19 protein-coding genes and 2 riboswitches are annotated in these 22,903 nt (G+C 61.9%); of the genes, 13 read left to right on the top strand and 6 right to left on the bottom strand.

Going from position 1 to position 22,903, the window contains the following annotated elements:
* Positions 1 to 2 precede the first annotated feature (2 nt).
* Complete coding sequence (locus HCK03_RS14080) at positions 3 to 1,412, bottom strand: MFS transporter (RefSeq protein ID WP_167691773.1); 1,410 nt, start codon at positions 1,410 to 1,412, stop codon at positions 3 to 5.
* A gap of 175 nt (positions 1,413 to 1,587) precedes the next feature.
* Between HCK03_RS14080 and HCK03_RS14075 the strand changes: the two genes are divergently transcribed.
* A complete protein-coding gene (locus HCK03_RS14075; RefSeq protein ID WP_167691772.1) occupies positions 1,588 to 1,749 on the top strand; it encodes a hypothetical protein in 162 nt (53 codons plus the stop codon).
* A gap of 57 nt (positions 1,750 to 1,806) precedes the next feature.
* On the opposite strand, the gene HCK03_RS14070 is transcribed toward HCK03_RS14075, so the two are convergent.
* The 3 genes from HCK03_RS14070 to HCK03_RS14060 form a co-directional block, all read right to left on the bottom strand.
* Positions 1,807 to 2,325 carry a ClbS/DfsB family four-helix bundle protein gene (locus HCK03_RS14070; protein WP_115192814.1) on the bottom strand — a complete coding sequence of 173 codons (519 nt, stop codon included), beginning with the start codon at positions 2,323 to 2,325 and terminating at the stop codon, positions 1,807 to 1,809.
* 165 nt (positions 2,326 to 2,490) lie between these two features.
* Positions 2,491 to 3,333: an MBL fold metallo-hydrolase gene (locus tag HCK03_RS14065; RefSeq protein WP_167691771.1), complete on the bottom strand. Its 843-nt coding sequence runs from the start codon at positions 3,331 to 3,333 to the stop codon at positions 2,491 to 2,493.
* Positions 3,320 to 3,862 carry a sugar ABC transporter gene (locus HCK03_RS14060; protein WP_076947163.1) on the bottom strand — a complete coding sequence of 181 codons (543 nt, stop codon included), beginning with the start codon at positions 3,860 to 3,862 and terminating at the stop codon, positions 3,320 to 3,322. Before HCK03_RS14060 ends, HCK03_RS14065 begins: the two co-directional genes overlap by 14 nt.
* A 142-nt stretch (positions 3,863 to 4,004) precedes the next feature.
* Between HCK03_RS14060 and HCK03_RS14055 the strand changes: the two genes are divergently transcribed.
* The gene (locus HCK03_RS14055) at positions 4,005 to 4,898 is read left to right on the top strand and encodes a LysR substrate-binding domain-containing protein (RefSeq protein ID WP_167691770.1); all 894 of its coding nucleotides are present in this window, start codon (positions 4,005 to 4,007) and stop codon (positions 4,896 to 4,898) included.
* Positions 4,899 to 5,025: 127 nt separating this feature from the next.
* Positions 5,026 to 6,048, top strand: a complete 1,023-nt coding sequence (gene zapE / locus HCK03_RS14050; protein ID WP_167691769.1) for a cell division protein ZapE — start codon at positions 5,026 to 5,028, stop codon at positions 6,046 to 6,048.
* Positions 6,049 to 6,098: 50 nt separating this feature from the next.
* Here zapE and katG read toward each other — a convergent pair whose 3' ends face one another.
* Positions 6,099 to 8,276 carry a catalase/peroxidase HPI gene (gene katG / locus HCK03_RS14045; protein ID WP_115192809.1) on the bottom strand — a complete coding sequence of 726 codons (2,178 nt, stop codon included), beginning with the start codon at positions 8,274 to 8,276 and terminating at the stop codon, positions 6,099 to 6,101.
* Positions 8,277 to 8,634: 358 nt separating this feature from the next.
* Positions 8,635 to 8,715, top strand: a riboswitch (ZMP/ZTP riboswitch).
* A 19-nt stretch (positions 8,716 to 8,734) separates the two neighbouring features.
* Between katG and HCK03_RS14040 the strand changes: the two genes are divergently transcribed.
* The 10 genes from HCK03_RS14040 (at position 8,735) to HCK03_RS13995 (ending at position 22,311) form a co-directional block, all read left to right on the top strand.
* The gene (locus HCK03_RS14040) at positions 8,735 to 9,367 is read left to right on the top strand and encodes a LysE family translocator (protein ID WP_041145458.1); all 633 of its coding nucleotides are present in this window, start codon (positions 8,735 to 8,737) and stop codon (positions 9,365 to 9,367) included.
* 185 nt (positions 9,368 to 9,552) lie between these two features.
* Positions 9,553 to 9,651: riboswitch (guanidine-I (ykkC/yxkD leader) on the top strand.
* A 57-nt stretch (positions 9,652 to 9,708) separates the two neighbouring features.
* Positions 9,709 to 10,767, top strand: coding sequence for a putative urea ABC transporter substrate-binding protein (locus HCK03_RS14035; RefSeq protein WP_041145459.1), 1,059 nt, complete (start codon positions 9,709 to 9,711; stop codon positions 10,765 to 10,767).
* 24 nt (positions 10,768 to 10,791) lie between these two features.
* A complete protein-coding gene (locus HCK03_RS14030) occupies positions 10,792 to 11,607 on the top strand; it encodes an ABC transporter permease (RefSeq protein ID WP_041145460.1) in 816 nt (271 codons plus the stop codon).
* The gene (locus HCK03_RS14025) at positions 11,604 to 12,383 is read left to right on the top strand and encodes an ABC transporter ATP-binding protein (protein ID WP_143716755.1); all 780 of its coding nucleotides are present in this window, start codon (positions 11,604 to 11,606) and stop codon (positions 12,381 to 12,383) included. The genes HCK03_RS14030 and HCK03_RS14025 overlap by 4 nt, the downstream gene beginning before the upstream one ends.
* Before the next feature lie 4 nt (positions 12,384 to 12,387).
* Positions 12,388 to 13,116, top strand: coding sequence for an urea amidolyase associated protein UAAP1 (locus tag HCK03_RS14020; protein WP_167691768.1), 729 nt, complete (start codon positions 12,388 to 12,390; stop codon positions 13,114 to 13,116).
* Positions 13,117 to 13,126: 10 nt separating this feature from the next.
* On the top strand, positions 13,127 to 13,762 hold the full coding sequence (locus HCK03_RS14015; protein WP_041145463.1) for an urea amidolyase associated protein UAAP2: 636 nt from the start codon (positions 13,127 to 13,129) through the stop codon (positions 13,760 to 13,762).
* A 168-nt stretch (positions 13,763 to 13,930) separates the two neighbouring features.
* Positions 13,931 to 17,536: an urea carboxylase gene (uca, locus tag HCK03_RS14010; RefSeq protein ID WP_167691767.1), complete on the top strand. Its 3,606-nt coding sequence runs from the start codon at positions 13,931 to 13,933 to the stop codon at positions 17,534 to 17,536.
* On the top strand, positions 17,533 to 19,329 hold the full coding sequence (gene atzF / locus HCK03_RS14005) for an allophanate hydrolase (protein WP_167691766.1): 1,797 nt from the start codon (positions 17,533 to 17,535) through the stop codon (positions 19,327 to 19,329). Before uca ends, atzF begins: the two co-directional genes overlap by 4 nt.
* Positions 19,330 to 19,511: 182 nt before the next feature.
* A complete protein-coding gene (gene mrdA / locus HCK03_RS14000) occupies positions 19,512 to 21,437 on the top strand; it encodes a penicillin-binding protein 2 (RefSeq protein ID WP_041145466.1) in 1,926 nt (641 codons plus the stop codon).
* A gap of 136 nt (positions 21,438 to 21,573) precedes the next feature.
* Positions 21,574 to 22,311, top strand: coding sequence for a glutamine amidotransferase (locus tag HCK03_RS13995; RefSeq protein ID WP_227503300.1), 738 nt, complete (start codon positions 21,574 to 21,576; stop codon positions 22,309 to 22,311).
* On the opposite strand, the gene HCK03_RS13990 is transcribed toward HCK03_RS13995, so the two are convergent.
* Complete coding sequence (locus HCK03_RS13990) at positions 22,308 to 22,862, bottom strand: TetR/AcrR family transcriptional regulator (protein ID WP_041145468.1); 555 nt, start codon at positions 22,860 to 22,862, stop codon at positions 22,308 to 22,310. The genes HCK03_RS13995 and HCK03_RS13990 overlap by 4 nt on opposite strands.
* Between the last annotated feature and the right edge of the window lie 41 nt (positions 22,863 to 22,903).

The raw sequence follows: 22,903 nt of genomic DNA, 5'->3' as shown, positions 1-22,903 counted from the left end.
GGCTAGATTTTTTCGAGGCTGATACCGCGGGTTTTGGGCCCGAAAATACCGACCGAGAGCATCACCATCAGCATGCTGGCCACGATAAAGCTGATCACCCCCGGCGCACCGGCGTACTGCAGAATGATGCCGATCAGAATGCTGGTGATGGCCGTCGAGAGGCGGCTGAACGAGTAGCAGAAGCCGACCGCCCGGGCGCGAATGTGGGTCGGGAACACCTCGGCCTGATAGGCGTGATAGCTGATGGTCAGCCAGGCGTTGGACCAGGTGATCATAAAGCCGCAGATAACCAGCATTACCGGACTATTTTGCAGGGCGAAAAGGGTGCCGAACACCACCGTCATCAGCGCGGAGAGGACGATCTGCCATTTGTTCTCGAAGCGGTGAACAAAGCGGGTGCAGAACAGGCAGCCAATCGGATAGGCGAGGGTAATGAAAAAGGCGTACAGCAGGCTGTGGGTTATGCTCGCGCCCTGGCCTGAGAGCAGCGCCGGCAGCCAGTTGCCGAAGCCAAAAAAGCCGATCGCCTGGAAGAAGTTCATGACCATCAGCATGATGGTGCGTTTGCGATACTCCGGCGCCCAAATCTCCTTGAAGGTACCGGTCTGCGTTTTCGTTGTCCCGGCCTGGATCCGGTGCTGCGGCGAGGGGGCAATACCGCAGCGCTGCTCCATCTCACACATCACCGCATGGGCGTCGTCGTTGCGGCCTTTGACTTCCAGCCAGCGGGCCGATTCCGGCAGCTTCTTGCGAATGACCCAGATAACCAGCGAGCAGAGCGCGCCGAAGATAATGACCCAGCGCCAGCCGCTCAGGCCGAACAGGGCGATCGGCACCAGCATCCATGACATCAGCGCCACGGCGGGCACCGAGAGAAACTGAATGAAAAAGGCAAAGGCGAAAGCTTTGTTGCGCAGGTGGGTGGGCACCCATTCGCTTAAGTAGGTGTCGATGGTGACCAGCTCAATTCCGAGGCCAATGCCGACGAGGAAACGGAAGAAAATAACCCCCTCCGCGCTGCTCTGAAAGGCCATCAGCAGCGAGAATACGCCGTACCAGGCGAGCGCAAACATAAAGGTCAGGCGGCGGCCGAGCTTATCCGCCAGCGGCGCGAGGAGGCTGGCACCGATAAACAGGCCGAAAAAGGTCGCCGAGGCGAAGGCGGCCTGATCCGATATGCCGAAAATGCCCTGCGCGCCGACGTGAAAGATATTCTCCGCCAGCAGGCCGGTGCTGATGTACCCGGTCTGAAAAAGATCGTACAGCTCGAAGAAACCACCGAGCGCCAGCAGGGTGATAAATGACCACAGGCCGAAGGAGGCAGGCAGGGCATCGATGCGGCTGGTCAGGCTGGAGTGGGGCTGTCCTGCGGGGGCAAAGGGCGCATCCCCCAGAACGTGGGTGGTAGACATATTATTATTTTCCTCAGATAAAATGTTTGCCTGCTAATGTTAATTGATTGTTAATAGTATTAAATTTTTAATCGACCGCTCTATATCCATTCTTCAGATGGATATCTGGTTAATTTTCTCAGGGGTTGTGGAATACGCTGGTTTTTCGCGATCGGGTGCCGTGGATTTGAATGAAATGACTAACGGGCCGCAGGATCAGGTTCGGGTGGCGAAGACGGGAGAGGGGATTAGCGTCGCGAAGCGTATCTATGTTGTTATCGATATCGTTATCAATGTCGTTATCGATGTCGTTATCGATGTCGTTATCAATGTCACTATCGATGACGCCCCGGCGTAACCGCCGCCGCCGCCGGCGGACGGGGATGACTCATTCGGACTCGTTGCGCCCAGGCGTTTACTGTAAGCGGATATCATTCTCTTTCGCCCACTTTCTTAAGCGTCCGCAGGCATTCGCATAAGGTGACGACGTGTTAAATGAGATCATTCGCCCCATCGTCCATTTTGTGTACCAGGGCTTTGCGTACAAAATGTCATCGCTGCGCTCGTCAATCAGCCGCACTATCTCATTGTTGACCGTCTGCAGCTCAGCGATTAGCGAGCTGTAGCTTAAATCCCTGTAGTCTGAGTAAAATTTTTGCGCCAGAAGGCCAAGCTGATTCCATTTATAGCCGGTCTCCGGAAAATCGACGGCGAGCCCTTTAGCATCAGAAACGATCCACTTTACGACCAGCGCATTCCAGCCCAGCAGGTAAGAAACGAGGTTATGAATGCTCATCTGGCTGCCTTTGGCGTGGCCATCCATTGCGCGCTCTGCGGTAAGTTCTGCCGGTATGGCATGCAGGTAGCCGATTAATTTGTCGAAGTTTTTATCGATAGCGCTGAGTAATTCTGATTTTGTTTGCGGCACGCTCATAAAGAATTCCCTCTCACGTTGGGTTCGGTACACGCGCAAATAGTAGCGCTGAAAATGAGCCCAGGCGCACGCTGAGGCCACAAAGTTGAGAATGCCGTATCTTTCCCCGCTCTCTGTGGCCTGTTTTCCGTCCTCCCGCTGCGGGGAAGAGTACCGCACCGATCTTCAGTCCTGCTGATAGGCAATCCGGTAACCGTCATCAACGGCTTCCAGCCGGGCAAAGCCGGCGCTGGCGAGGTGCATGCCGGCAATCAGCCACTGCTCGCCTGCCGCCTGCGCCAGAATGCGTCTCCGGGTGTCTGCCGCCTCGGCGGGGTCGGCGTCAAAGGCGACTGCGACGGCCGGCAGGGCCGACTGAATGTGTGGGAAATGCACAATGTCGCCCCAGATCAGCAGGGGCTTATCGCCGGCATCGATACGAAATCCGCTGTGACCCGGCGTGTGCCCGGGCAGCCAGACCGGATGAATGCCGGGGAGCAGCTCATCGCCCGTTAGCAGGTTTACCCGCCCCTCATAGGCTGCCAGGGTGCGGCGAAACAGCGCGAAGTTACCCTGAACCCGCTCGCTGGCGCGCATCATCAGAACGTCATCCTGCCAGTATGCGACCTCGCGGGGGTGCAGATAGAGCCGCGCATTTTTATAGACGGCTTCGCCGTCGGCATCGAGCAGTCCGCCAATATGGTCGGGGTGACCGTGCGTCAGCAGGATCGTATCGACGTCGGCCGGCGCGATGCCCAGCTGGCGAAGGCGCGCGGGGAGCTGACCTCCGGCGTTATTCCGACCGCCGGTACCGGAATCGACGAGGATCGTGCGCCCTCGGCCGCGGATCAGATAGGCGTTGATATGCAACGCCTGCGGGTCAGCTACCCCGGCCGCGCGCTGCCTTTCGTCCGCATCTGCCGGATCAATGCCGGAGAGGATGCCGAGGCTGACGGACATATTCCCGTCGCTCAACGCGGTCACCTGATAATCGCCAACCCGACGGCTGATGGGTTTAATTATGCTCATGAATGCCTCCTTGTTGGGGATACAGCTGGTCGGTTATCGGCCGATACAGACAGATATCCGCCGCAGCGGCGAGCAGGCGGGCCTTGTCTGCCGGAATCACGTATGCCAGCCGGTCTTCAGAGGCGCTATCCAGACCGGCGGCCCGCAGCAGCCACGGCCGGTAGCCCAGCTCGTGGTCAATAAAGTCGAGAGGTTGCCCGGTGAGCAGCAGGATCTGCTCTGCGGCCACCGCCGGAGCTGGCTCCGCACACTGATAAAGACCGCGACGCCAGTCGCCGATGTTGGCCTGCCACTGCGCAAAGCTGCCGCCGCCCTTGAGACGGTACTCCGCGCCGGCGAGGACCGCGGCATCGCGAACGGTGTGAATGGCCAGCCAGGCCGGGCAGCCCGGGGTGAGGGCCCTGAAGCGCTGGGAGGTGCTGAAGCCGTCAACGCTCAGCAGCGCCGGGAGCTTCACCCGGGTGTAAAAATCATTCCATTCGGCTTCGCTTGTCGGGTCGGTATAGGTGCATTCAACGGTATAAAGCATAAACGGGCCTCTGCATGAAGGTGAACAGCGCATTGCTGATATTTCATCATGTTACTGGCTGTATTTAGCCGCCTGAATCGATATTATCTCATCATGTAGTGACATTTCGTCACTAAAGGTTCTCATATCCAGGGGCGCTATCATGCGAAGAAAACTGCCCAGCAGCGCGTCGTTACAGGCGTTTGACGCGGCGGCAAGGCACGGTAATTTTGCCCGCGCGGCGGAGGAGCTCTCCTTGACCGAAGGCGCGGTCAGCCGGCAGATTGGGCGACTTGAGGCCCTGCTGAACTGCCGGTTATTCGACCGCACCGGAACCCGCGTGCGGCTGAACCCGAACGGCGCGCGCTACGCCCACCGCGTGCGCGAAACGCTTGAGCGCCTCGACCGGGACACCCAGTACCTGACGGGAATGGCCGACGGCAGCCGCAGCCTCGAAATCGCCGTGCTGCCGACCTTCGCCAGCCGCTGGCTGATCCCGCGCCTCAGCGGTTTTAACCGCCGGTACCCGGATATCACGCTGAATATTGCGGCCCATACGGACCCCTTTATTCTGACCGGCAGCGGGTTTGACGCGGCGGTTCATTTTGAGCACCCGGCGTGGGCCGGAATGCGTATCCGCTTTCTGCTCCAGGAAAAGCTGGTCCCGGTGTGCCATCCCTCGCTGCTGACCGCGCGGGACAGCGGCGTGCAGCTGAACGCGCTGCCGCGTATTCACCGACGGCAAAATCCGGATGCGTGGCAGCGCTACGCCGAGGAGAGCGGCATCGCGCTGGACAATCCGTCCCGGGGCGTGCGCTACGATCTGCATGAAATGGCCATCTCCGCCGTGCAGGCCGGGCTTGGCGTTGCGCTGGTGCCGCAGGTGTACGTCGAAAACGAGCTCAGCAGCGGGGCGCTGGTTGCCCCCTGGCCGGTTTCCGCGCGGCTGAACAAAAATTTCTGCCTGGTCAAGCCGGTTGAAACGGGGATTAACGAGAGCGCATTAGAGGATTTTGAGCGCTGGCTGGTGGCGGAAATCAGCGGCGAACCGGCGTAACGGGCGGCGTTTTTTTGCCGCCGGTGCGGTTAACGCTCTCCGGCTGGCCTGGGTGTGGTCAAGGCAAGCAATTGTCCCTACACTGCCGTCGTTGAACCGCCGCCGCTGACCCAGAAAGGAGAGAATCATGCAAGGAACGAGCGATTTTAGTTTTACCGCGCTGATGGCGCAGCGGGCTCGGGAGCTGGCTCTGAGCCTTGATAGCGACCAGCAGGCGCTGGTTGCGCAGCTTGATGCGCTGGGGCGGAGATTGCTGGCGCAAAGCGCCGCTCCCGGCAAAGGGCTTTACGTCTGGGGGCGCACCGGGCGCGGCAAAAGCCTGCTCGTCGATAGCTTCTTTGCCGGCCTGCCGCTGGCGGCTAAGCGCCGGGTGCACTTCCACTCTTTTTTTCGCGAACTGCATCAGCGCCTGAACGCGCCCACCTCGCCGTCGCTGCCTGCGGTCATCGCGCAGATGACCGACGGCTGCCGACTGATCTGTTTTGACGAGTTCCATCTCCACGATCCGGCGGACGCGATGCTGGTTAAGCCGCTGCTGGCGCAGCTGTTTCAGCGCGGCGTCGTCCTGATGGCAACCTCCAACTACCCTCCGGAACGGCTGCTGGAAGATCCGCTATACCATGCGCGCTTTTTGCCTTCGATTGCGTTAATTAAACAGCATATGACGGTAGTCGCGCTCGACGGTGAAGAGGACTACCGGGCGCGCCACGCGCCGGCGGAGAGCCCGTTTTGCCAGGGCCTGCTGCTGATCCGGCCGTCGGACCACACCCGCAGGCGGCATGCTTTACCCGAGCCCGCCGCCAGGGCGCTGACGCTGCCGGTCGGGTATCGCACCCTTGAGGTGGCCTCCGCGCCGGCGGCTTTTTTACATTTTACCTTCAGCCAGCTGTGCCAGGGCCCGACGTCGGTGATGGACTACCTGACGCTGTGCGAAAGCCATTCATGCTGGCTGCTGGACGCGGTGCCGCCTTTAGGTCACGCGGGACCGGCGGCGCAGCAGCGGTTTATCAACCTGGTGGATGTGCTCTATGAGAAGCAGTGTCGCCTGGTGCTGGTGAGCGAATGCGGATTACCCGAGCTGGTCGCGGGAGTTGAGCGGGAAGATATTCAGCGAACCTACAGTCGGCTGCAGCAGCTGCGGCAAGGATAGGGCGGGAAGAGAGAAGCCCCGGCGGGCGAGAAGCCTGCCGGGGTGGGAGATTACAGATCGAAACGGTCGAGGTTCATCACTTTGGTCCAGGCCGCCACGAAGTCGGTGACCAGCTTCTGCTGCGCGTCCTGGCTGGCGTAAACTTCTGCCAGCGCGCGCAGCACCGAGTTGGAACCGAACACCAGGTCGGCGCGGGTGGCGGTGAACCGGCTCTCGCCGCTCTTACGATCGCGGCCTTCGAACAGTTCGCCCCGTTCGTCGGTGGCTTTCCAGACGGTCGCCATGCTCAGGAGATTGACGAAGAAGTCGTTGCTGAGAACGCCGCGGCGGTCGGTGAAGACGCCGTGCTGGCTGCCGTCAAAGTTGGCGCCCAGCACGCGTAAACCCCCGACCAGCACGGTAAGCTCCGGCGCGGTCAGCGTCAGCTGCTGGGCCTTATCCAGCAGCAGCGTCTCGGTAGAAACGCCCCCTTCAATACGGCGATAGTTGCGGAAACCATCCGCCAGCGGCTCCAGCAAACCGACGGACTCGATATCGGTCTGATCCTGACGGGCATCCACGCGGCCCGGCGCAAACGGCACGGTGACCGATACGCCCGCGGCAGCGGCGGCCTGCTCAACGCCGACCGAGCCTGCCAGCACGATAATATCGGCCAGCGATGCTTTACCGGAGGCTTTTTGAATCGCCTGCAGGGTTGGCAGAACCTTCGCCGCGATGGCGTTGACCGGCCAGTCTTTCTGCGGCGCCAGCGCCAGACGCGCGCCGTTTGCTCCGCCGCGCTTATCTCCGCCGCGGAAGGTGGAAGCCGAAGCCCAGGCAACGGAAACCAGTTCGCTCACCGACAGGCCCGCATCGGCGATGGCGGTTTTCAGGGTGGCAATATCCGCCTCGCTCGGGCTGTGGACAGCAGCCGGGAGCGGGTCCTGCCAGATCAGGTCTTCTTTCGGGACTTCCGGTCCGAGGTAGCGGGATTTTGGCCCCATATCGCGGTGAATCAGCTTGAACCAGGCGCGGGCAAAGGCTTCGTTAAACGCCTGCGGATCGTTGAGGAAGCGGCGAGAAATCTTATCGAATTCCGGGTCGAAGCGCAGCGTCAGGTCGGTAACCAGCATCGTTGGCTTACGCTTTTTCTCCGGGTCAAACGGGTCGGGGATCAGGTCTGGCGCGTCTTTGGCTTCAAACTGAATGGCGCCAGCCGGGCTGCGGGTCTGTACCCACTCATATTTGTAGAGGTTTTCGAAGAAGTAGTTGCTCCACTGGGTCGGCGTCTGGGTCCAGACAACCTCAAGGCCCGAGGTGATAGCGTCCGCCCCGGCACCGCTGCCGTAGGTGCTGGACCAGCCGAGACCCTGAGCCTCAATGCCGGCAGCTTCCGGCTCGGCGCCTACGTGGCTGGTGACGGCCGCGCCGTGGGTTTTACCCAGCGTATGGCCGCCGGCAATCAGGGCCACGATCTCTTCATCGTCCATCCCCATGTTGCCAAAGGTGGCGCGAATCGCCGCCGCCGCGGAGAGCGGCTCGCCGCTGGCGTTCGGGCCTTCCGGGTTGACGTAAATCAGGCCCATTTCGGTGGCGCCCAGCGGCTGCTGCGCCAGGCTTTCCGGATGACGGTGCTCAAGCCAGGCTTTTTCATTACCCCAGTCAACGTCGAGGTCCGGTTCCCACACGTCTTCGCGTCCGGCGCCGAAGCCAAAGGTACGGAAACCGGCATTTTCCAACGCCACGTTCCCCGCCAGCATGTAGAGGTCGGCCCAGGAGATTTTCTGGCCATATTTTTGTTTGACCGGCCACAGCAGGCGGCGGGCCTTATCCAGGCTGACGTTGTCCGGCCAGGAGTTCAGCGGGGCGAAACGCTGCTGGCCGCGGCCGCTGCCGCCGCGCCCGTCAACGGTACGGTAGGTACCGGCACCGTGCCAGGCCATACGAATAAACAGCCCAATGTAGCTGCCCCAGTCTGCCGGCCACCACTCCTGGGAGTCGGTTAGCAGGGCTCTCAGATCGGCTTTTAGCGCGGAGTAATCGAGCTTTTTAAACTCTTCCCGGTAGTTAAATTCTTCACCCAGCGGATTCGAGCGGCTGGAGTGCTGGTTCAGCAGATCCACACGCAGCTGGTTTGGCCACCAGTCTCGGTTAGCTGTGCCGCCGCCGGCGCTTTGCGTGGGCGCCGCGGTATGAAAAGGACACTTCCCTGCGGACGCGTTGTTAGATGAATCGTTAGACGTGCTCATATCAGGCTCCGTTTACTTTTGTGAATGCCATTACGATATACACTGCTTTCAATAAGTGATACTTGAATAAATCTACGGAATTAATAGTTATATCCTTTTAACAGCGGGTGATAAAGAAATCCATATGTTATTTGTGGTTAAGCTCCGAAATACGTAAAAGCGACTTACTAACCATAGTATTAACGTATTAGTTTAGGAAATCGTCGCGGCACGTTTGGCGATAAAAGCGCCAGCCCACCAGGAAAAATCTTATGCACCAGCGGCGGCGGGCAACACCGGCATTACCCATCAGGCGAAGCCGGGCATAAGCGGCGAAATTTGAGGGGTTGCTGAGCGGTGAGCGACAGGCTATTACTATTCACGGCCATGTAACTGGCGCCTTGAGACAGAATACTGTCGGGGAGCATGGTCGCGACCGCCGCGCGCCTGGGCATAACTTTGTCTGGTGGAGATAAACTATGCCTGAATTGAGTTCGTTAATAACATTCGCGTTCGTTGCCCTGGGGCTGGTGCTGACCCCCGGGCCGAATATGATCTACCTGACCTCGCGCTCGATCTGCCAGGGCAAACGCGCCGGCCTGATTTCATTAGGCGGCGTGGCGCTGGGGTTCGTCTTTTATATGCTGTGCGCGGCGCTGGGGATTACCGCGCTGATTTTTGCGGTGCCCTATGCCTACGATATTTTGCGCATCAGCGGGGTCGTCTACTTACTCTACCTGGCCTGGCAGGCGATAAAACCGGGCGGACGTTCGCTCTTTGCCGTGCGCGACCTGCCGGCAGACAGCGGGCGTAAGCTCTTTCTGATGGGCTTTATTACCAATCTGGCGAATCCTAAAATCGCCATTATGTATCTGTCGCTCTTACCGCAGTTTATCTCCCCCGGCCACGGCAGCATTCTCAGCCAGTCTTTGGTGCTCGGCTTCACCCAGGCATCGATCAGCGTGGCGGTCAACGCGCTGATTGTGCTGATGGCCGGCGAGGTGTCGCGGTTTCTTACCGGTCGCCCGCTCTGGCAGCGCTTTCAGCGCTGGCTGATGGCGACGGTGCTGGCAGGAATGGCGGTTAAAATCGCCTTTGAAGCGCGCAAATAACGCCCCGGCAGGCGCGAGCCTGCCTCCCTCTGCACCAAATCTACGCGTTGCCCCAAAACGGCTCCCCATCCTGGTGTGCTGGTGGCGGTTAATATTCCATCCTGTTGATTTTATGCTAATTATTATTTTGGCATATGCTTTGCAAGATAAAAACAGAAGGCAGCGCACCATACAATTTAGATGATCAAATAGCTGGCTAGGGTTCCGGTTCACGCAGGTGAATGACTGGTCCGAGAGCTGGCGACCTCTGCGAGGTTACACGGCGGGACAAAAGCCCGGGAGACAGCAGCACCAGTAGGTGTCGCGCTGCTCCTGTTTTTTGTGCCAACCAGAGGTTCATCATGAAGCGATCGCCACTACTCCGTTCTTTTGTCCTGTCCCTGGCGCTGCTGGCCAGTTTCCCTTCCTTTGCCGCGGTGAAAAAAGAGTTCAACATCTGCTGGACGATTTATGCCGGCTGGATGCCCTGGGGCACCATCAGCAACGAAAAAATCATCGATAAATGGGCCAGCAAGTACGGTATCAAGATCAATATCGTGCAGCTCAACGACTACATCGAATCGATTAACCAGTATACCGCCGGCCAGTTCGACGGCTGCACCATGACCAATATGGATGCCCTGACCATTCCTGCCGCCGGCGGGGTGGATACCACCGCGCTGATCACCGGCAGCTACTCTGACGGCAACGATGGCGTGGTGCTGAAGGGCGCGGGCAAAAAGCTGAGCGACCTCAAGGGGATGCAGGTTTACCTCCCGGAGCTCTCGGTTTCGCACTATCTGCTGGTTCGCGGACTGGAAAAGGCCGGACTGCAGGAGCGAGACGTCAAAGTGGTCAATACCTCTGACGCCGATATTGTCTCGGCCTTCGGCACCAGCAGCGTGCGCGCCGCCGTGGCGTGGAACCCGCAGCTGTCGGTTATCAAAAAGACCCCACAAACCAGCGAAGTCTTTAGCTCCTCCCAGGTGCCCGGAGAGCTTATCGACATGATGGTGGTCAACAGCCAAACCCTGAAGGACAACCCGGCTCTCGGCAAGGCGTTGACCGGCGCGTGGTTTGAGATGATGAGCAAAATGCAGGCCGGGGATAAGCCGGCGCTGAGCGCCATGGCGGCCGATTCCGGCACCGACCTCGCGGGCTATGAGGCGCAGCTGAAAACCACCCATCTGTTCTGGACTCCCGACGAGACCCTCAAATTTATCTCCACCCCGGAGCTGGCCAAAACCATGCAGCGCGTGGCGCAGTTCTCCTTTGACAAAGGGCTGCTGGGCGAGGGCGCCCAGAGCGCTGACTTTATCGGCATGAGTTTCCCGGGCAACGTCACCGTCGGCGACGCGGGCAACGTCAAGCTGCGCTTCGACGATAGCTACCTGAAGATGGCCGCCGCGGGCCAGCTGTAATGATTGCTGACGGGAGTCAACGCCATGCGACAAATTAACCGCCATCCACAGCAGGGCATGCGAATGATGCTGATGCTGATGCCCTTTGTGCTGCTGATCGCCGCCTGGGTTATCGGCTCTGCGCTGCGGCTGGAGGCCAATCCGCAGGACAAGCTGCTGCCCGGACTGACGCAAATGGTCGCCGCCGTCGAGCGGATGGCGTTCACGCCGGACAAACGCAGCGGCGAATACCTGCTGTGGGCCGACACCCTGATCAGCCTGAGTCGCCTGCTGACCGGGCTGGCGCTCTCCTCGCTGATAGGGCTGAGCATCGGTATCGCCGCCGGGGTTTTCCCGCTCTACCGCGCGGCGCTGTCGCCGCTGATGACCGTGATCTCGATGATCCCACCGCTGGCGATCCTGCCGGTGCTGTTTATCGTCTTTGGTCTCGATGAGCTCTCCAAGGTGATGCTGATTGTTATTGGGGTGACGCCAATGCTGGCGCGCGATCTCGAGCAGCGGGCGCGGGAAATTCCGGCGGAGCTGTTTATTAAAGCGCAGACCCTCGGCGCCAACAGCTGGACGCTGGTGCTGCGGGTGGTGCTGCCGCAGCTGCTGTCGCGCCTGATTATCTCCCTGCGTCTGCTGCTGGGTTCGGCGTGGCTGTTTCTGATATCGGCGGAGGCCATTTCCGCCACCGCCGGTCTCGGATACCGCATTTTCCTTGTTCGCCGCTATATGGCGATGGACGTCATTATTCCCTACGTCATCTGGATAACCCTGCTGGCCTGGCTGATGGATCTGGCCCTGCGGCAGCTGCATAAAGCCTGCTTCCCGTGGGCGGAAGGAGGCCGGGCATGAGCTTTATTGCCATTAAAAATATCTGGCAGGAGTACGGCGACCACGTGGTGCTGGAGCGCATCAATCTCGAGGTCAGGGAGGGGGAGTTCTGTTCAATGGTCGGGGCCTCCGGCTGCGGGAAATCGACCTTTTTGCGCCTGCTGCTGGGCCAGGAGAAGCCGACCCGGGGCACCATCACCCTTGACGGCCAGCCGCTGGCCGCCGAGCCGGACCGCAGCCGCGGCGTGGTGTTCCAGCGCTATTCGGTATTCCCGCATCTCAACGTGCTGGATAACGTGACCGTTGGCCTCGAGCTGCCGGCCTCGCCGCTGCTTGGCCGTCTCTTTGGCGCCCGCAGGCGGCTCGCCCGCGAACGGGCGGCGCAGATGCTGGAGAAAGTCGGCCTTTCCCACGCGCTCGATAAGTACCCGGCGCAGCTCTCCGGCGGCATGCAGCAGCGGCTGGCTATCGCCCAGGCCTTCGTGATGCAGCCGCGTATTCTGCTGCTTGATGAGCCGTTTGGTGCCCTCGACCCGGGTATCCGCAAGGATATGCACGCGCTGCTTTTGCAGCTGTGGAGCGAAACGCGGATGACGGTCTTTATGGTCACCCACGATTTGGCCGAAGGCTTCAATCTCGGAACCCGGCTGCTGGTCTTTGACAAGGTGCGCCACGACCCGCAGGCGCCCAACGCCTACGGCGCGCGCGTGACCTACGACATACCGCTTAACGAAGCCCGCATGTCGCAGATGCTCGGCACCGGCAGCGATAACAACGTTTATGCATTAAGGAGATAGTCAGATGAAGCCACTTTTTCACTCCGCACCGAGCCTGCGCGAAGAGTTTGTCCCGGGCGGCGGCCATACCTCGTTTATTCTGCGCCGCGGGCAAATCCTGCGCCTGACCGATATCGACGGCGAGGCTAACGTCAGCATGATGATGCTCAATCCGCATGAAAAGAGCGAACGCCTGAACCTGCCGGATACCCTGAAAGGGCAGCACACCGCGCGCCTGACCGCCGGGCACTGCTTCTACTCTGATATGGGCCGCGTGCTGGCGGGGATCGTCGCCGATAGCAGCGGCTGGCACGATCCCTTTGGCGGCGTGCTCAACGCCGAAGAGACCTTAGAAAAGTACGGCGCCGGCCGCTACCAGGAGCTGCGCAACGGCTACTACCGCAACGGCGTCGATAACCTGCTGGTTGAAATGGGCAAATGGGATCTGGGCCTGGAGGATCTGCTGATGGTGGTCAACTTCTTCAGCAAGGTCACCGTCGCCGCCGACGGCAGCTTCCATTTCTGCGCCGCGCCGTCCAGCGCCGGGCGCTACGTCGAGCTGTTTGCGCCGATGGACGTGCTGATCGTCCTTACCGCGCTGCCGCATCCGCAGGACCCCTCTACGGAGTATGCCCCGCGTCCGGTCCAGCTGAGCTGGTTCGACGCTGACGATGCCCAGGCGGCGGTCGCCTCGCTGCTCACCCGCGATGAAAACCAGCGCGCGTTTGCCAATACCCAACTTTTTGCCCTCTGAGGAGCCGACCATGAGCCTTGTTACCAGTCCCCGCAACCCGGCTGATGCCGTTTATCGTCACGTGATCCCGGCGGGCGAACCCTGGCTGTTCGAAGTGAAGAAAGGACAAACCCTGCGGCTGCTCGATCTTGAAGGCAACCAGGCTATCGACACTCTGTTTTATAACGCCGATAACCCGCGCGAACGCTACGATCCGCAGCGCACGCTGCGTCGTCAGGGGAACGTCTATCTGACCGCCGGCAGCGTGCTGTTCTCGAATCTTGGCCGGCCGCTGCTGACCATCGTTGCCGATACCTGCGGCCGCCACGACACCCTCGGTGGCGCCTGCGCTCAGGAGAGTAACACCGTGCGCTATGCCGCCGATAAGCGCTATATGCACAGCTGCAGGGACAACTTCCTCTGCGCCTGCCTGCACGACGGCCGCCTGCACAAGCGTGATATCGGCGCCAACATCAACTTCTTTATGAACGTGCCGGTGACGGAAGAAGGCGGGCTGACCTTCGAAGACGGTATCTCCGCCGCCGGGAAATACGTCGAGCTGCGCGCGGAGTGTAACGCCATGGTGCTGATCTCCAACTGCCCGCAGCTCAATAACCCGTGCAACGGCTGGAATCCAACCCCGGCGGAGGTGCTGGTATGGAACTGACCCGCTGGCAGCGCTGGCGGCTGATGGCCTATCGCCTGTTTGCCGTACGCGCCGAACGCCTGAACAGTACGCCGTCGCGCAAATCCTGACGCCGACGCGCCCCGGGGACGACCCCGGGAAGAACGCTATTTTGCTGCGGGACGACCCGCCCTGATGTGAGTCCCGCTTATGTTCAATACGCTACTTATTGCCAACCGTGGCGCCATCGCCTGCCGAATTCTGCGCACGCTGCGCGATATGCAGGTTAAAGGCGTCGCCGTCTATTCCGATGCCGATCTCAGCAGCCTGCATATTCGCGAAGCCGATGAAGCGCTTAGCCTTGGCGACGGCCCGGCGGCGCAAACCTATCTGGTGGTGGAGAAAATCATCGCCGCCGCGCGGCAAAGCGGCGCCGAGGCGATCCACCCCGGCTACGGTTTCCTCTCGGAAAACGCCGCCTTCGCCGAAGCCTGCGAAGCCGCCGGACTGGTATTCGTCGGCCCGACGCCGCAGCAGCTGCGGACCTTTGGCCTTAAGCATACCGCCAGGGCGCTGGCTAAAGCGCAGGGGCTGCCACTGCTGGAAGGAACCGATCTGCTGGCCGATAGCGCCGAGGCGTGCCGCGCCGCGCAGGAGATTGGCTATCCGGTAATGCTCAAAAGCACCGCCGGCGGCGGCGGGATCGGCATGCGGGTGTGCCACGATGCCGACGAGCTGGCGGAGGCTTTTGAGACCGTCCGCCGCCTCGGGCAGAACAACTTTAGCGATGCCGGCGTGTTCGTTGAAAAATATATCTCCCGCGCGCGCCACCTTGAGGTGCAGATCTTTGGCGACGGGCAGGGGGAAGTTATCGCCCTCGGCGTGCGCGACTGCTCGATTCAGCGACGTAACCAGAAGGTTATCGAGGAGACGCCGGCCCCTAACCTGCCCGCGGGCATGGCGCAGGCGCTGTGCGAGGCGGCCATCGCCCTGGGTAAAGCGGTCAGCTACCGCAGCGCCGGGACGGTGGAGTTTGTTTACGACAGCCTGGCGCAGCGCTTCTATTTTCTCGAGGTCAACACCCGCCTGCAGGTCGAGCACGGTGTGACCGAGCAGGTCTGGGGCGTCGATCTGGTGCGCTGGATGGTCGCCCTGGCGGCGGGGGATTTGCCGCCGCTGTCCCGGCTGATGGCGGATCTGCAGCCGCGCGGCCACGCGATTCAGGCGCGGATCTACGCCGAAGATCCCGGCCGCCAGTTCCAGCCCTCGCCGGGGCTGCTCAGCGAAGCGACCTTCCCGCCGGCGGATGGGGAAACCCTGCGAATTGACCGCTGGGTGGAGGCCGGCTGCGAGGTGCCGCCGTTCTTCGACCCGATGCTGGCAAAAACGATCGCCTGGCAGCCCGACCGCGAGCGGGCTATCGCCCGTCTCAGCGAAGCGCTGGCGGCAACCCGGCTGTACGGCGTGGAAACCAATCGTCTCTACCTGCAGCAGATTCTGGCTTTCGCCCCCTTTACCGAGGGCGAACCCTGGACCCGCTGCCTCGAGCAGCTGAGCTATCGGGCGGCAACCGTCGAGGTGCTGAGTGCCGGGACCCAGACCAGCGTTCAGGACTATCCGGGGCGCCTCGGATACTGGGCGGTGGGGGTTCCGCCGTCGGGGCCGATGGACGATCGCGCGCTGCGCCTCGGCAACCGGCTGCTCGGCAATCCGCAGGGCGAGGCGGCGCTGGAAATCACCCTCAGCGGACCAACGCTGAAGTTTAACTGCCTCGCCGAGGCGGCGATATGCGGCGCAGCGGTGGCGGTAACCCTCGACGGCGTGGCCCAGCCGATGAACCGCGTCTTTACTATTCCCGCCGGCGCGACGCTGAAAATCGGCCCGGTCAGCGGCGCGGGGGTGCGCAGCTACCTCTGCCTGCGCGGCGGCATTCAGGTGCCGGACTATTTAGGCAGTAAAAGCACCTTTACCCTCGGACAGTTTGGCGGCCACGCCGGACGCGCGCTGCGCAGCGGCGACGTTCTGCACCTCGCGCCGACGCCCGGCGCAGAAGCTGGCACCACGCTGCCGGTTGCGCTGCAGACCCATCTGGACGCGGTGCGGACGCTGCGGGTGATCTACGGCCCCCACGGCGCGCCGGAATTCTTTGCCGCGGAGTATATCGCTACCTTTTTTGCCACCGACTGGGAGGTCCATTTCAACTCCAGCCGCACCGGCGTGCGGCTGATTGGCCCGAAACCGCTGTGGGCGCGCGACAGCGGCGGTGAGGCGGGGCTGCATCCGTCGAATATTCACGATAATCCCTACGCTGTCGGGGCGGTCGATTTTACCGGCGATATGCCGGTGATCCTCGGTCCGGACGGCCCGAGCCTCGGCGGATTTGTCTGCCCGGTCACGGTGATTGAGGCCGACCTGTGGCAGCTCGGGCAGCTGAAAGCCGGCGATAAGGTCCGCTTTGCGGCGGTCGATTTAGCCACTGCCCGTCGTCTGGCGCAGGGCCGCCGCGAGGAGCTGGCGACCCTTGAACCGGCGGCTATCGGCTGGCAGCCGGCGCCGCTGGCGTCACCGGTAGTGATGAGCTGCGGGGAAGGCAGTAAACGCCTGGTGGCGCGGCTCTCCGGCGATACCCATCTGCTGCTGGAGGCCGGAGAGGCGGAGCTGGATCTGGTTCTGCGCTTTCGTATCCACGCGCTGATGCAGACGCTGGAGGCGCAGGCCCGGATGGGGGTTATCGACCTGACGCCAGGGATCCGCTCTTTGCAGGTTCACTTCCAGCCGGAAACCCTGACCCTGGAGGCGCTGCTGGCATGGGTGCGCGCGGAATGGGCGACGGTGTGCGTTAGCGACGATCTCGAGGTTCCCACGCGCGTGGTGCACCTGCCGCTGTCGTGGGACGACCCGGCCTGCCGCAAGGCTATCGATAAATATATGACCACCGTTCGCCGCGACGCGCCCTGGTGCCCCAGCAATCTTGAGTTTATCCGGCGGATTAACGATCTGCCCGACGAACGCGCGGTCTGGGATACGGTGTTTGACGCCAGCTACCTGGTGATGGGGCTGGGGGATGTCTATCTCGGCGCGCCGGTGGCCACCCCCCTCGACCCGCGCCACCGGCTGGTGACCACCAAATACAACCCGGCGCGCACCTGGACGGCGGAAAACTCGGTCGGGATTGGCGGTGCCTACCTGTGCGTGTATGGCATGGAAGGCCCCGGCGGCTACCAGTTCGTCGGCCGCACGCTGCAGATGTGGAATCGCTATCACGAGGTGGCCGATTTTGCCGGCAAGCCGTGGCTGCTGCGCTTCTTCGACCAGCTGCGCTTCTATCCGGTATCCGCCGAAGAGCTGCTGCAGATCCGTCGTGATTTTCCGCTCGGCCGCTATCCGCTGCACATTGAGCACAGCACCCTGCGGCTGGCGGAGTATCAGCAGTTCCTTGAGCGCGAGGCCACGAGCATTGACGCCTTCCGCCAGCACCAGCAGCGCGCGTTTAACGAGGAGCGCGAGCGCTGGATAGCCAGCGGTCAGGCGCATTTCGAGAGCCAGGAGGCGGCGGTTGAAGAGGGCGCAGACGCGCCGCTGCAGAGCGGGCAGCAGGGAGTAGAAAGCCCCGTTTCCGGCAACCTGTGGCAGGTGCAAACCGCGCCGGGCAGCCGGGTTCGCGCCGGAGACGTTCTGCTGGTGCTGGAGTCGATGAAAATGGAGATCCCGCTGCTGGCCCCCTGCGATGGGGTGATTGCCGAGGTGAACGTCCAGCCGGGGGCCTCGGTTCGCGCCGGGCAACGGGTGGCGGTAATAATGGAGGAAAACGTATGAATCAGCACAGTTTTGACCTACGCCTGAGTACCCTGGCGACGGGCTATCGCGACGGTCGTCTGACGCCCCGGGCGCTGATGGCGGAGCTGCGCCAGCGGGCCAGCGCGCTGAACCCAGAGTATCAGCTGTTTATTCATATTCTGACGGCAGAGGAGCAGGAGCCCTGGCTGGCGGCGCTGGACGGCGTCTCGCCGGAGACCCTGCCGCTGTACGGCGTGCCGTTTGCCATTAAGGATAATATCGATCTTGCCGGGATCGTCACCACCGCAGGATGTCCGGCGTTCGCCTATACCGCCGAGCGGGACGCGACGATTGTGGCTCAGCTGATTGCGCTGGGCGCGGTTCCGGTCGGTAAAACCAACCTTGACCAGTTTGCGACCGGCCTCAATGGCACGCGCTCGCCGTACGGGCGCTGCCGCAACGCCGTGCACCCTGCGTATCCGTCGGGCGGTTCAAGCGCCGGTTCGGCGCTGGCGGTGGCGCTCGGCGTCGCCAGCTTTGCGCTCGGTACGGACACCGCCGGCAGCGGGCGAGTTCCGGCATCGCTAAACAACCTGGTCGGGCTGAAGGCCAGCAAAGGGCTGATCTCTACCGCCGGCGTGGTGCCGGCCTGCCGGACGCTCGACTGCACGACCTTTTTCACCGCCACCGCCGCCGAATCGAGCCGGCTGCTGGCGCTGACCGCCGCCGTCGATCCGCGGGATGCCTACAGCCGCCGTAATCCGCAGTGGAACGCGGCGCAGGCCTTCGGGGCCCCCGCGCCGGGCTTTCGCTTCGGCGTTCCGCAGACGCTCAACTTCCTCGGCTGCGCGCAGAGTGAAGCGCTGTTTTTACAGGCCAAAGCGCGGCTGCTGGCCCTTGGCGGCGTGGCGGTGAGCATCGATATGGCGCCGTTTCTCGCCGCTGCCAGCCTGCTGTATGACGGGCCGTGGGTGGCGGAGCGCTACGCGGTGGCGGGGCCGCTGATTGAACGGGAACCGCAGGCGGTCCTGCCGGTGATCCGCGACGTGCTGGCGAAGGCGCCGCAAACCGACGCGGTCGCCGCCTTTCAGGCGATGTATCAGCTGCAGGCCTATAAGGCGCAATGTGATGCCCTGCTCGACGGCGTGGAGTGCGTCCTGACGCCGACCTATCCGCGGCCGGTCACCCTGGCGGAGCTGGAAGCCGAGCCGGTGAAACGCAACGCCGATCTGGGCTATTACACCAACTTTATGAATTTGCTGGACTATGCGGCCGTCAGCGTGCCGACGGGCTTTTTGGCGAACGGTCTGCCTTCCGGCGTGACGCTCTTTGGCCGGGCCTTCACCGACCAGTACCTGCTCGGGCTGGCCGATGCTTTCCAGCGGGCGCAGCCTCTGCCGCTGCCTGGCGGGGCGCTGATAGCCCCCGAGCCGCCGGCGGCTAGCGCCTGCCACGATCGCCAGGCGCTGGTGGTCTGCGGCGCCCATCTCGACGGGCTGGCGCTAAACGGACAGCTGCGGGAGCGGGGCGGACGCCTGCTGGCGGCGACGGAAAGCGCGGCCTGCTATCGGCTCTACGCGCTGGCCGACGGCAGGCGCCCGGGAATGGTGCGGGACGAGAGCGGCGGGGCGGCCATTGCGGTGGAGGTGTGGGAGCTGCCCTCCGCCGAGCTGGGATCGCTCCTGGCGGTGATCCCGGCTCCGCTAGGATTGGGTAAAGTGGAGCTGGCGGACGGGCGCTGGCTCAGCGGCTTTATCTGCGAGGGGTACGGCCTGCAGGGGGCGACCGATATTACGGCCTACGGCGGATGGCGGGCCTGGCTGGCGCGCTAGGTGACGGTGTCACATATTCTGAAAAAATAGCGTCGGCCCGCCCTGGGCTGGCGCTACTCACATGCTGAAACATTTCTGCCAATTCATTAGCAACCTTTCCGTAGGGCTCCCGCGCCGATAAGGCTATCCTTCCCCGCTTTTAATTTTTTGCTTCTTATTGAAACTCAGGTGAATTACCGCCAATGACTCTATTGAGAGATGAAATTCGCGATCACTCAGCGGAAGAGATGCTGTTTATTCGCCGGGCCGTGGTGGCTTTTATCCTGGTGGTGGTCTGCTTTAGCATCCTGATCGTCAACCTCTATCGCCTCCAGGTCAGGCAGCACGATTTCTATCAGACCCGCTCGAACCAGAACGATATTAAAATGCTGCCTATCGCGCCGAGCCGCGGGCTGATATTCGATCGCAACGGCGTTCCGCTGGTCCAGAACATCACCCTCTATCGCCTGCAGGTGATCCCCAGCAAAATCGCTGACATGAAGGCGCTGCTGCAGCAGCTGACGCCGATCGTTGATTTAACCCCCGATGATATCGCCGGCTTCCGCGACGATATGCTGCACAACAGCCGCTACAAAGAGGTGACGCTAAAATCCGCGCTCAGCGACGTCGAAGTGGCGCGCTTTGCGGTCAACGAATTCCGTTTCCCCGGCGTCACCGTGGAGAACTACCAGCAGCGTGACTACCCCTACGGCGCCGAGCTGGCGCACGTTGTCGGCTACGTCTCGAAAATTAACGATAGCGATCTGCAGCGGCTGGCCAAAAACGGCGAGGCCGAGAACTATGCCGCCGACCACAATATCGGCAAGCAGGGCATTGAGGGCTATTACGAACAGGAGCTGCACGGTACCACCGGCTACCAGGAGGTCGAGGTGGATAACCACGGGCGGGTGGTGCGGCTGCTGAAAGAGGTGCCGCCGGTCGCCGGCAAAAATATCTATCTGACGCTCGATCTGCACCTCCAGCAGTACATTGAATCGGTGCTCAAGGGGCAGCGCGCGGCGGTGGTGGCGGTCGACCCGCGCGACGGCGGGGTGCTGGCGATGGTTTCCAGCCCGAGCTACGATCCCAACCCCTTTGTGAAAGGCATTGGCTATAAGGCCTACCGTTCGCTGCTCGATAACGCCGACCGGCCGCTGATTAACCGCGTCACCCAGGGGCTCTACCCGCCGGCGTCGACGGTTAAACCCTATATGGCGCTCTCGGCGCTCTCGGCCGGGGTCATTACGCCCACCACCACCTTCTTTGGTGCGCCGACCTGGACGCTGCCCGGCACCCAGCGCCGCTACCGCGACTGGCTGAAAACCGGCCACGGCATGCTCAACGTTACCAAGGCCATTGAAGAGTCGGCGGATACCTTCTTCTATCAGGTGGCGTTTGAGATGGGGATCGACCGGATTCACACCTGGCTGAGCAAGTTTGGCTACGGCCAGCCAACCGGGATCGACCTCAATGAAGAGTATTCGGGGGTGCTGCCGAGCCGCGAATGGAAGCAGCGGATCCATAAGAAGCCGTGGTATCAAGGGGATACTATCTCAGTCGGCATCGGCCAGGGCTACTGGATTGCCACCCCGATCCAGATGGTGAAAGCGCTGACGACGCTGATCAACAACGGCAAGGTGAAGAACCCGCATCTGCTCTACTCCATGAAGCGCGGCAATAAGGTTGAGCGCTATCAGCCGCCGCAAAACACGCCGCAGGTGGGCGATCCGAAGTCGCCGTACTGGGGGATTGTGCGCAACGGGATGTACGGCATGGCCAACCTGCCAAACGGCACCGGCTACAAGCTGTTCCACACCGCGCCGTATCAGATTGCCGCGAAGTCCGGGACCTCGCAGGTCTTCAGCCTGAAGGAGAACCAGACCTACAATGCGAAAATGATCCCGGTCAGGCTGCGTGACCACATTTTCTATACTCTGTTTGCCCCGTATCAGCATCCGCGGGTGGCGATGGCGCTGATCCTTGAGAACGGCGGCGGCGACGGCGTGGTGGCAGGACCTACGGCGCGCGCCATTCTTGATCATATCTTCGACCCGGCTAACGCGCCGGCGGCGGCAGAGGGCGGCGCGCAGGCTAACGTCCCTCAGGTCGATAGCGCCGACGCGCAGTAGAGAAGAAAACGCTCCCCGGACGGTTATACCGTCCGGGAATAATCGCCGGTGAATTGATTCTTTGCCGCCGACGGGGCTTTTCTCCATAGTGAAGCCTTACGCAAACCTGAGAGATGAGAAAGGTATCGCCATGTCGTTGAGCAGAAAAACGCTTCTTTTGGTGCAGACCGGCACGCCGCCGCAGGAGATTGTCGCCGATCACGGCGACCTGCCGCGATGGTTCGCCGACCTGCTGGCGCCGTGGCGGGAGCAGATCAGCGCGGTGCGCGTATTTGCCGGCGAGCCGCTTCCGGCGCCGGATAACGATACGCTGGCGGTGATCACCGGCTCCTGGGATATGGTGACGGATCGCCTGGCGTGGAGCGAGATGACCGCGGAGTGGATCCGCGCCGCGATGACCATCGAGATGCCGCTGTTTGGCGTCTGCTACGGCCATCAGCTGATGGCCCACGCGCTGGGCGGCGAGGTGGATTACCATCCGGCAGGGCGCGAAACCGGGAGTAAAACCATTTCCCTCTCGGCCGCTGGCCTTGACGATAGCCTGATTGCCGGGCATCCCGAGCCTTTCAGCGCCCACCTGACGCACCTGCAAACGGTGACCAAACTGCCGCCGGGCGCGACGGTACTGGCCTCGTCAGAGCACGATCCGCATCAGATCGTTCGCTACGGCGCCCACGCGCTGTCGACCCAGTTCCACCCCGAAATCACCCCGGAGATTGCCCGCTCGCTGATTTACTACCGCCAGGCGGTGCTGCGCAGTGAGGGGATTGACCCGGACAGGCTGAGCGGTGCGGTTGAGGAGAGCCCGGTGGCCTCGGCGATTTTGACCCGCTTTGTCGCGCACTATCTGACCCCGGATCGCCGAACGGCTTAAGCCTGCGGCGCTTTCTCCTGCAGCCAGGCCGCCGTTTCGCGAAGTATTTCGTCCGAGAGCGCCGGATCGCTGGTCATTCGCGCCAGAATCACCGCCCCGACCATCGCCGACCAGCTGCCAACGGCCGCGCGGTGCCTCGCCGCGTCATCTTCCCCGTTCACGGTCTTGCTCAGATTGGCTATCTGCTGCTTCAGCCCGGCGGTCATTTCGCTCCGGGCCGGCTCTGACTGGCGGATGGTGTCGGCAGCCAGCGCCGCCAGCGGGCAGCCGCTGGCAAAATTGTCCCGATGCTCAGGGGAGAGGTAGCGTTCGATTTGCGGCGGGCTGCCGTTTTCAACGGCGCCGCTCGCCGCCTTCAGCTCCGCCAGGGTCAGGGCGATCAGCTCATCCTTTGATTTGAAGTAGCCGTAAAATCCGCCGTGGGTAAGGCCCGCTGATTTCATGATATCGGTGACCGTGACCGCATCAAAACCCCGCTCGCGAAACAGACGACCGGCGGCGGCAAGGATTGTCTGCTTATTCTCTTCGACCTGTTTTCTGCTCACTCTCATGGCGTTATCCCGCGCTGAAAATTATTTATGATGACCATCAT

It is taken from the genome of Klebsiella terrigena (genome assembly GCF_012029655.1).
Lineage (GTDB): Bacteria > Pseudomonadota > Gammaproteobacteria > Enterobacterales > Enterobacteriaceae > Klebsiella > Klebsiella terrigena.
This window is presented reverse-complemented; position numbering and strand designations above follow the sequence as displayed.

Bases quoted from the DNA above. Each gene is read 5' to 3' on its own strand.
- HCK03_RS14080 (WP_167691773.1), bottom strand. From the start codon at position 1,412: ATGTCTACCACCCACGTTCTGGGGGATGCGCCCTTTGCCCCCGCAGGA.
- HCK03_RS14075 (WP_167691772.1), top strand. From the start codon at position 1,588: ATGACTAACGGGCCGCAGGATCAGGTTCGGGTGGCGAAGACGGGAGAG.
- HCK03_RS14070 (WP_115192814.1), bottom strand. From the start codon at position 2,325: ATGAGCGTGCCGCAAACAAAATCAGAATTACTCAGCGCTATCGATAAA.
- HCK03_RS14065 (WP_167691771.1), bottom strand. From the start codon at position 3,333: ATGAGCATAATTAAACCCATCAGCCGTCGGGTTGGCGATTATCAGGTG.
- HCK03_RS14060 (WP_076947163.1), bottom strand. From the start codon at position 3,862: ATGCTTTATACCGTTGAATGCACCTATACCGACCCGACAAGCGAAGCC.
- HCK03_RS14055 (WP_167691770.1), top strand. From the start codon at position 4,005: ATGCGAAGAAAACTGCCCAGCAGCGCGTCGTTACAGGCGTTTGACGCG.
- zapE (WP_167691769.1), top strand. From the start codon at position 5,026: ATGCAAGGAACGAGCGATTTTAGTTTTACCGCGCTGATGGCGCAGCGG.
- katG (WP_115192809.1), bottom strand. From the start codon at position 8,276: ATGAGCACGTCTAACGATTCATCTAACAACGCGTCCGCAGGGAAGTGT.
- HCK03_RS14040 (WP_041145458.1), top strand. From the start codon at position 8,735: ATGCCTGAATTGAGTTCGTTAATAACATTCGCGTTCGTTGCCCTGGGG.
- HCK03_RS14035 (WP_041145459.1), top strand. From the start codon at position 9,709: ATGAAGCGATCGCCACTACTCCGTTCTTTTGTCCTGTCCCTGGCGCTG.
- HCK03_RS14030 (WP_041145460.1), top strand. From the start codon at position 10,792: ATGCGACAAATTAACCGCCATCCACAGCAGGGCATGCGAATGATGCTG.
- HCK03_RS14025 (WP_143716755.1), top strand. From the start codon at position 11,604: ATGAGCTTTATTGCCATTAAAAATATCTGGCAGGAGTACGGCGACCAC.
- HCK03_RS14020 (WP_167691768.1), top strand. From the start codon at position 12,388: ATGAAGCCACTTTTTCACTCCGCACCGAGCCTGCGCGAAGAGTTTGTC.
- HCK03_RS14015 (WP_041145463.1), top strand. From the start codon at position 13,127: ATGAGCCTTGTTACCAGTCCCCGCAACCCGGCTGATGCCGTTTATCGT.
- uca (WP_167691767.1), top strand. From the start codon at position 13,931: ATGTTCAATACGCTACTTATTGCCAACCGTGGCGCCATCGCCTGCCGA.
- atzF (WP_167691766.1), top strand. From the start codon at position 17,533: ATGAATCAGCACAGTTTTGACCTACGCCTGAGTACCCTGGCGACGGGC.
- mrdA (WP_041145466.1), top strand. From the start codon at position 19,512: ATGACTCTATTGAGAGATGAAATTCGCGATCACTCAGCGGAAGAGATG.
- HCK03_RS13990 (WP_041145468.1), bottom strand. From the start codon at position 22,862: ATGAGAGTGAGCAGAAAACAGGTCGAAGAGAATAAGCAGACAATCCTT.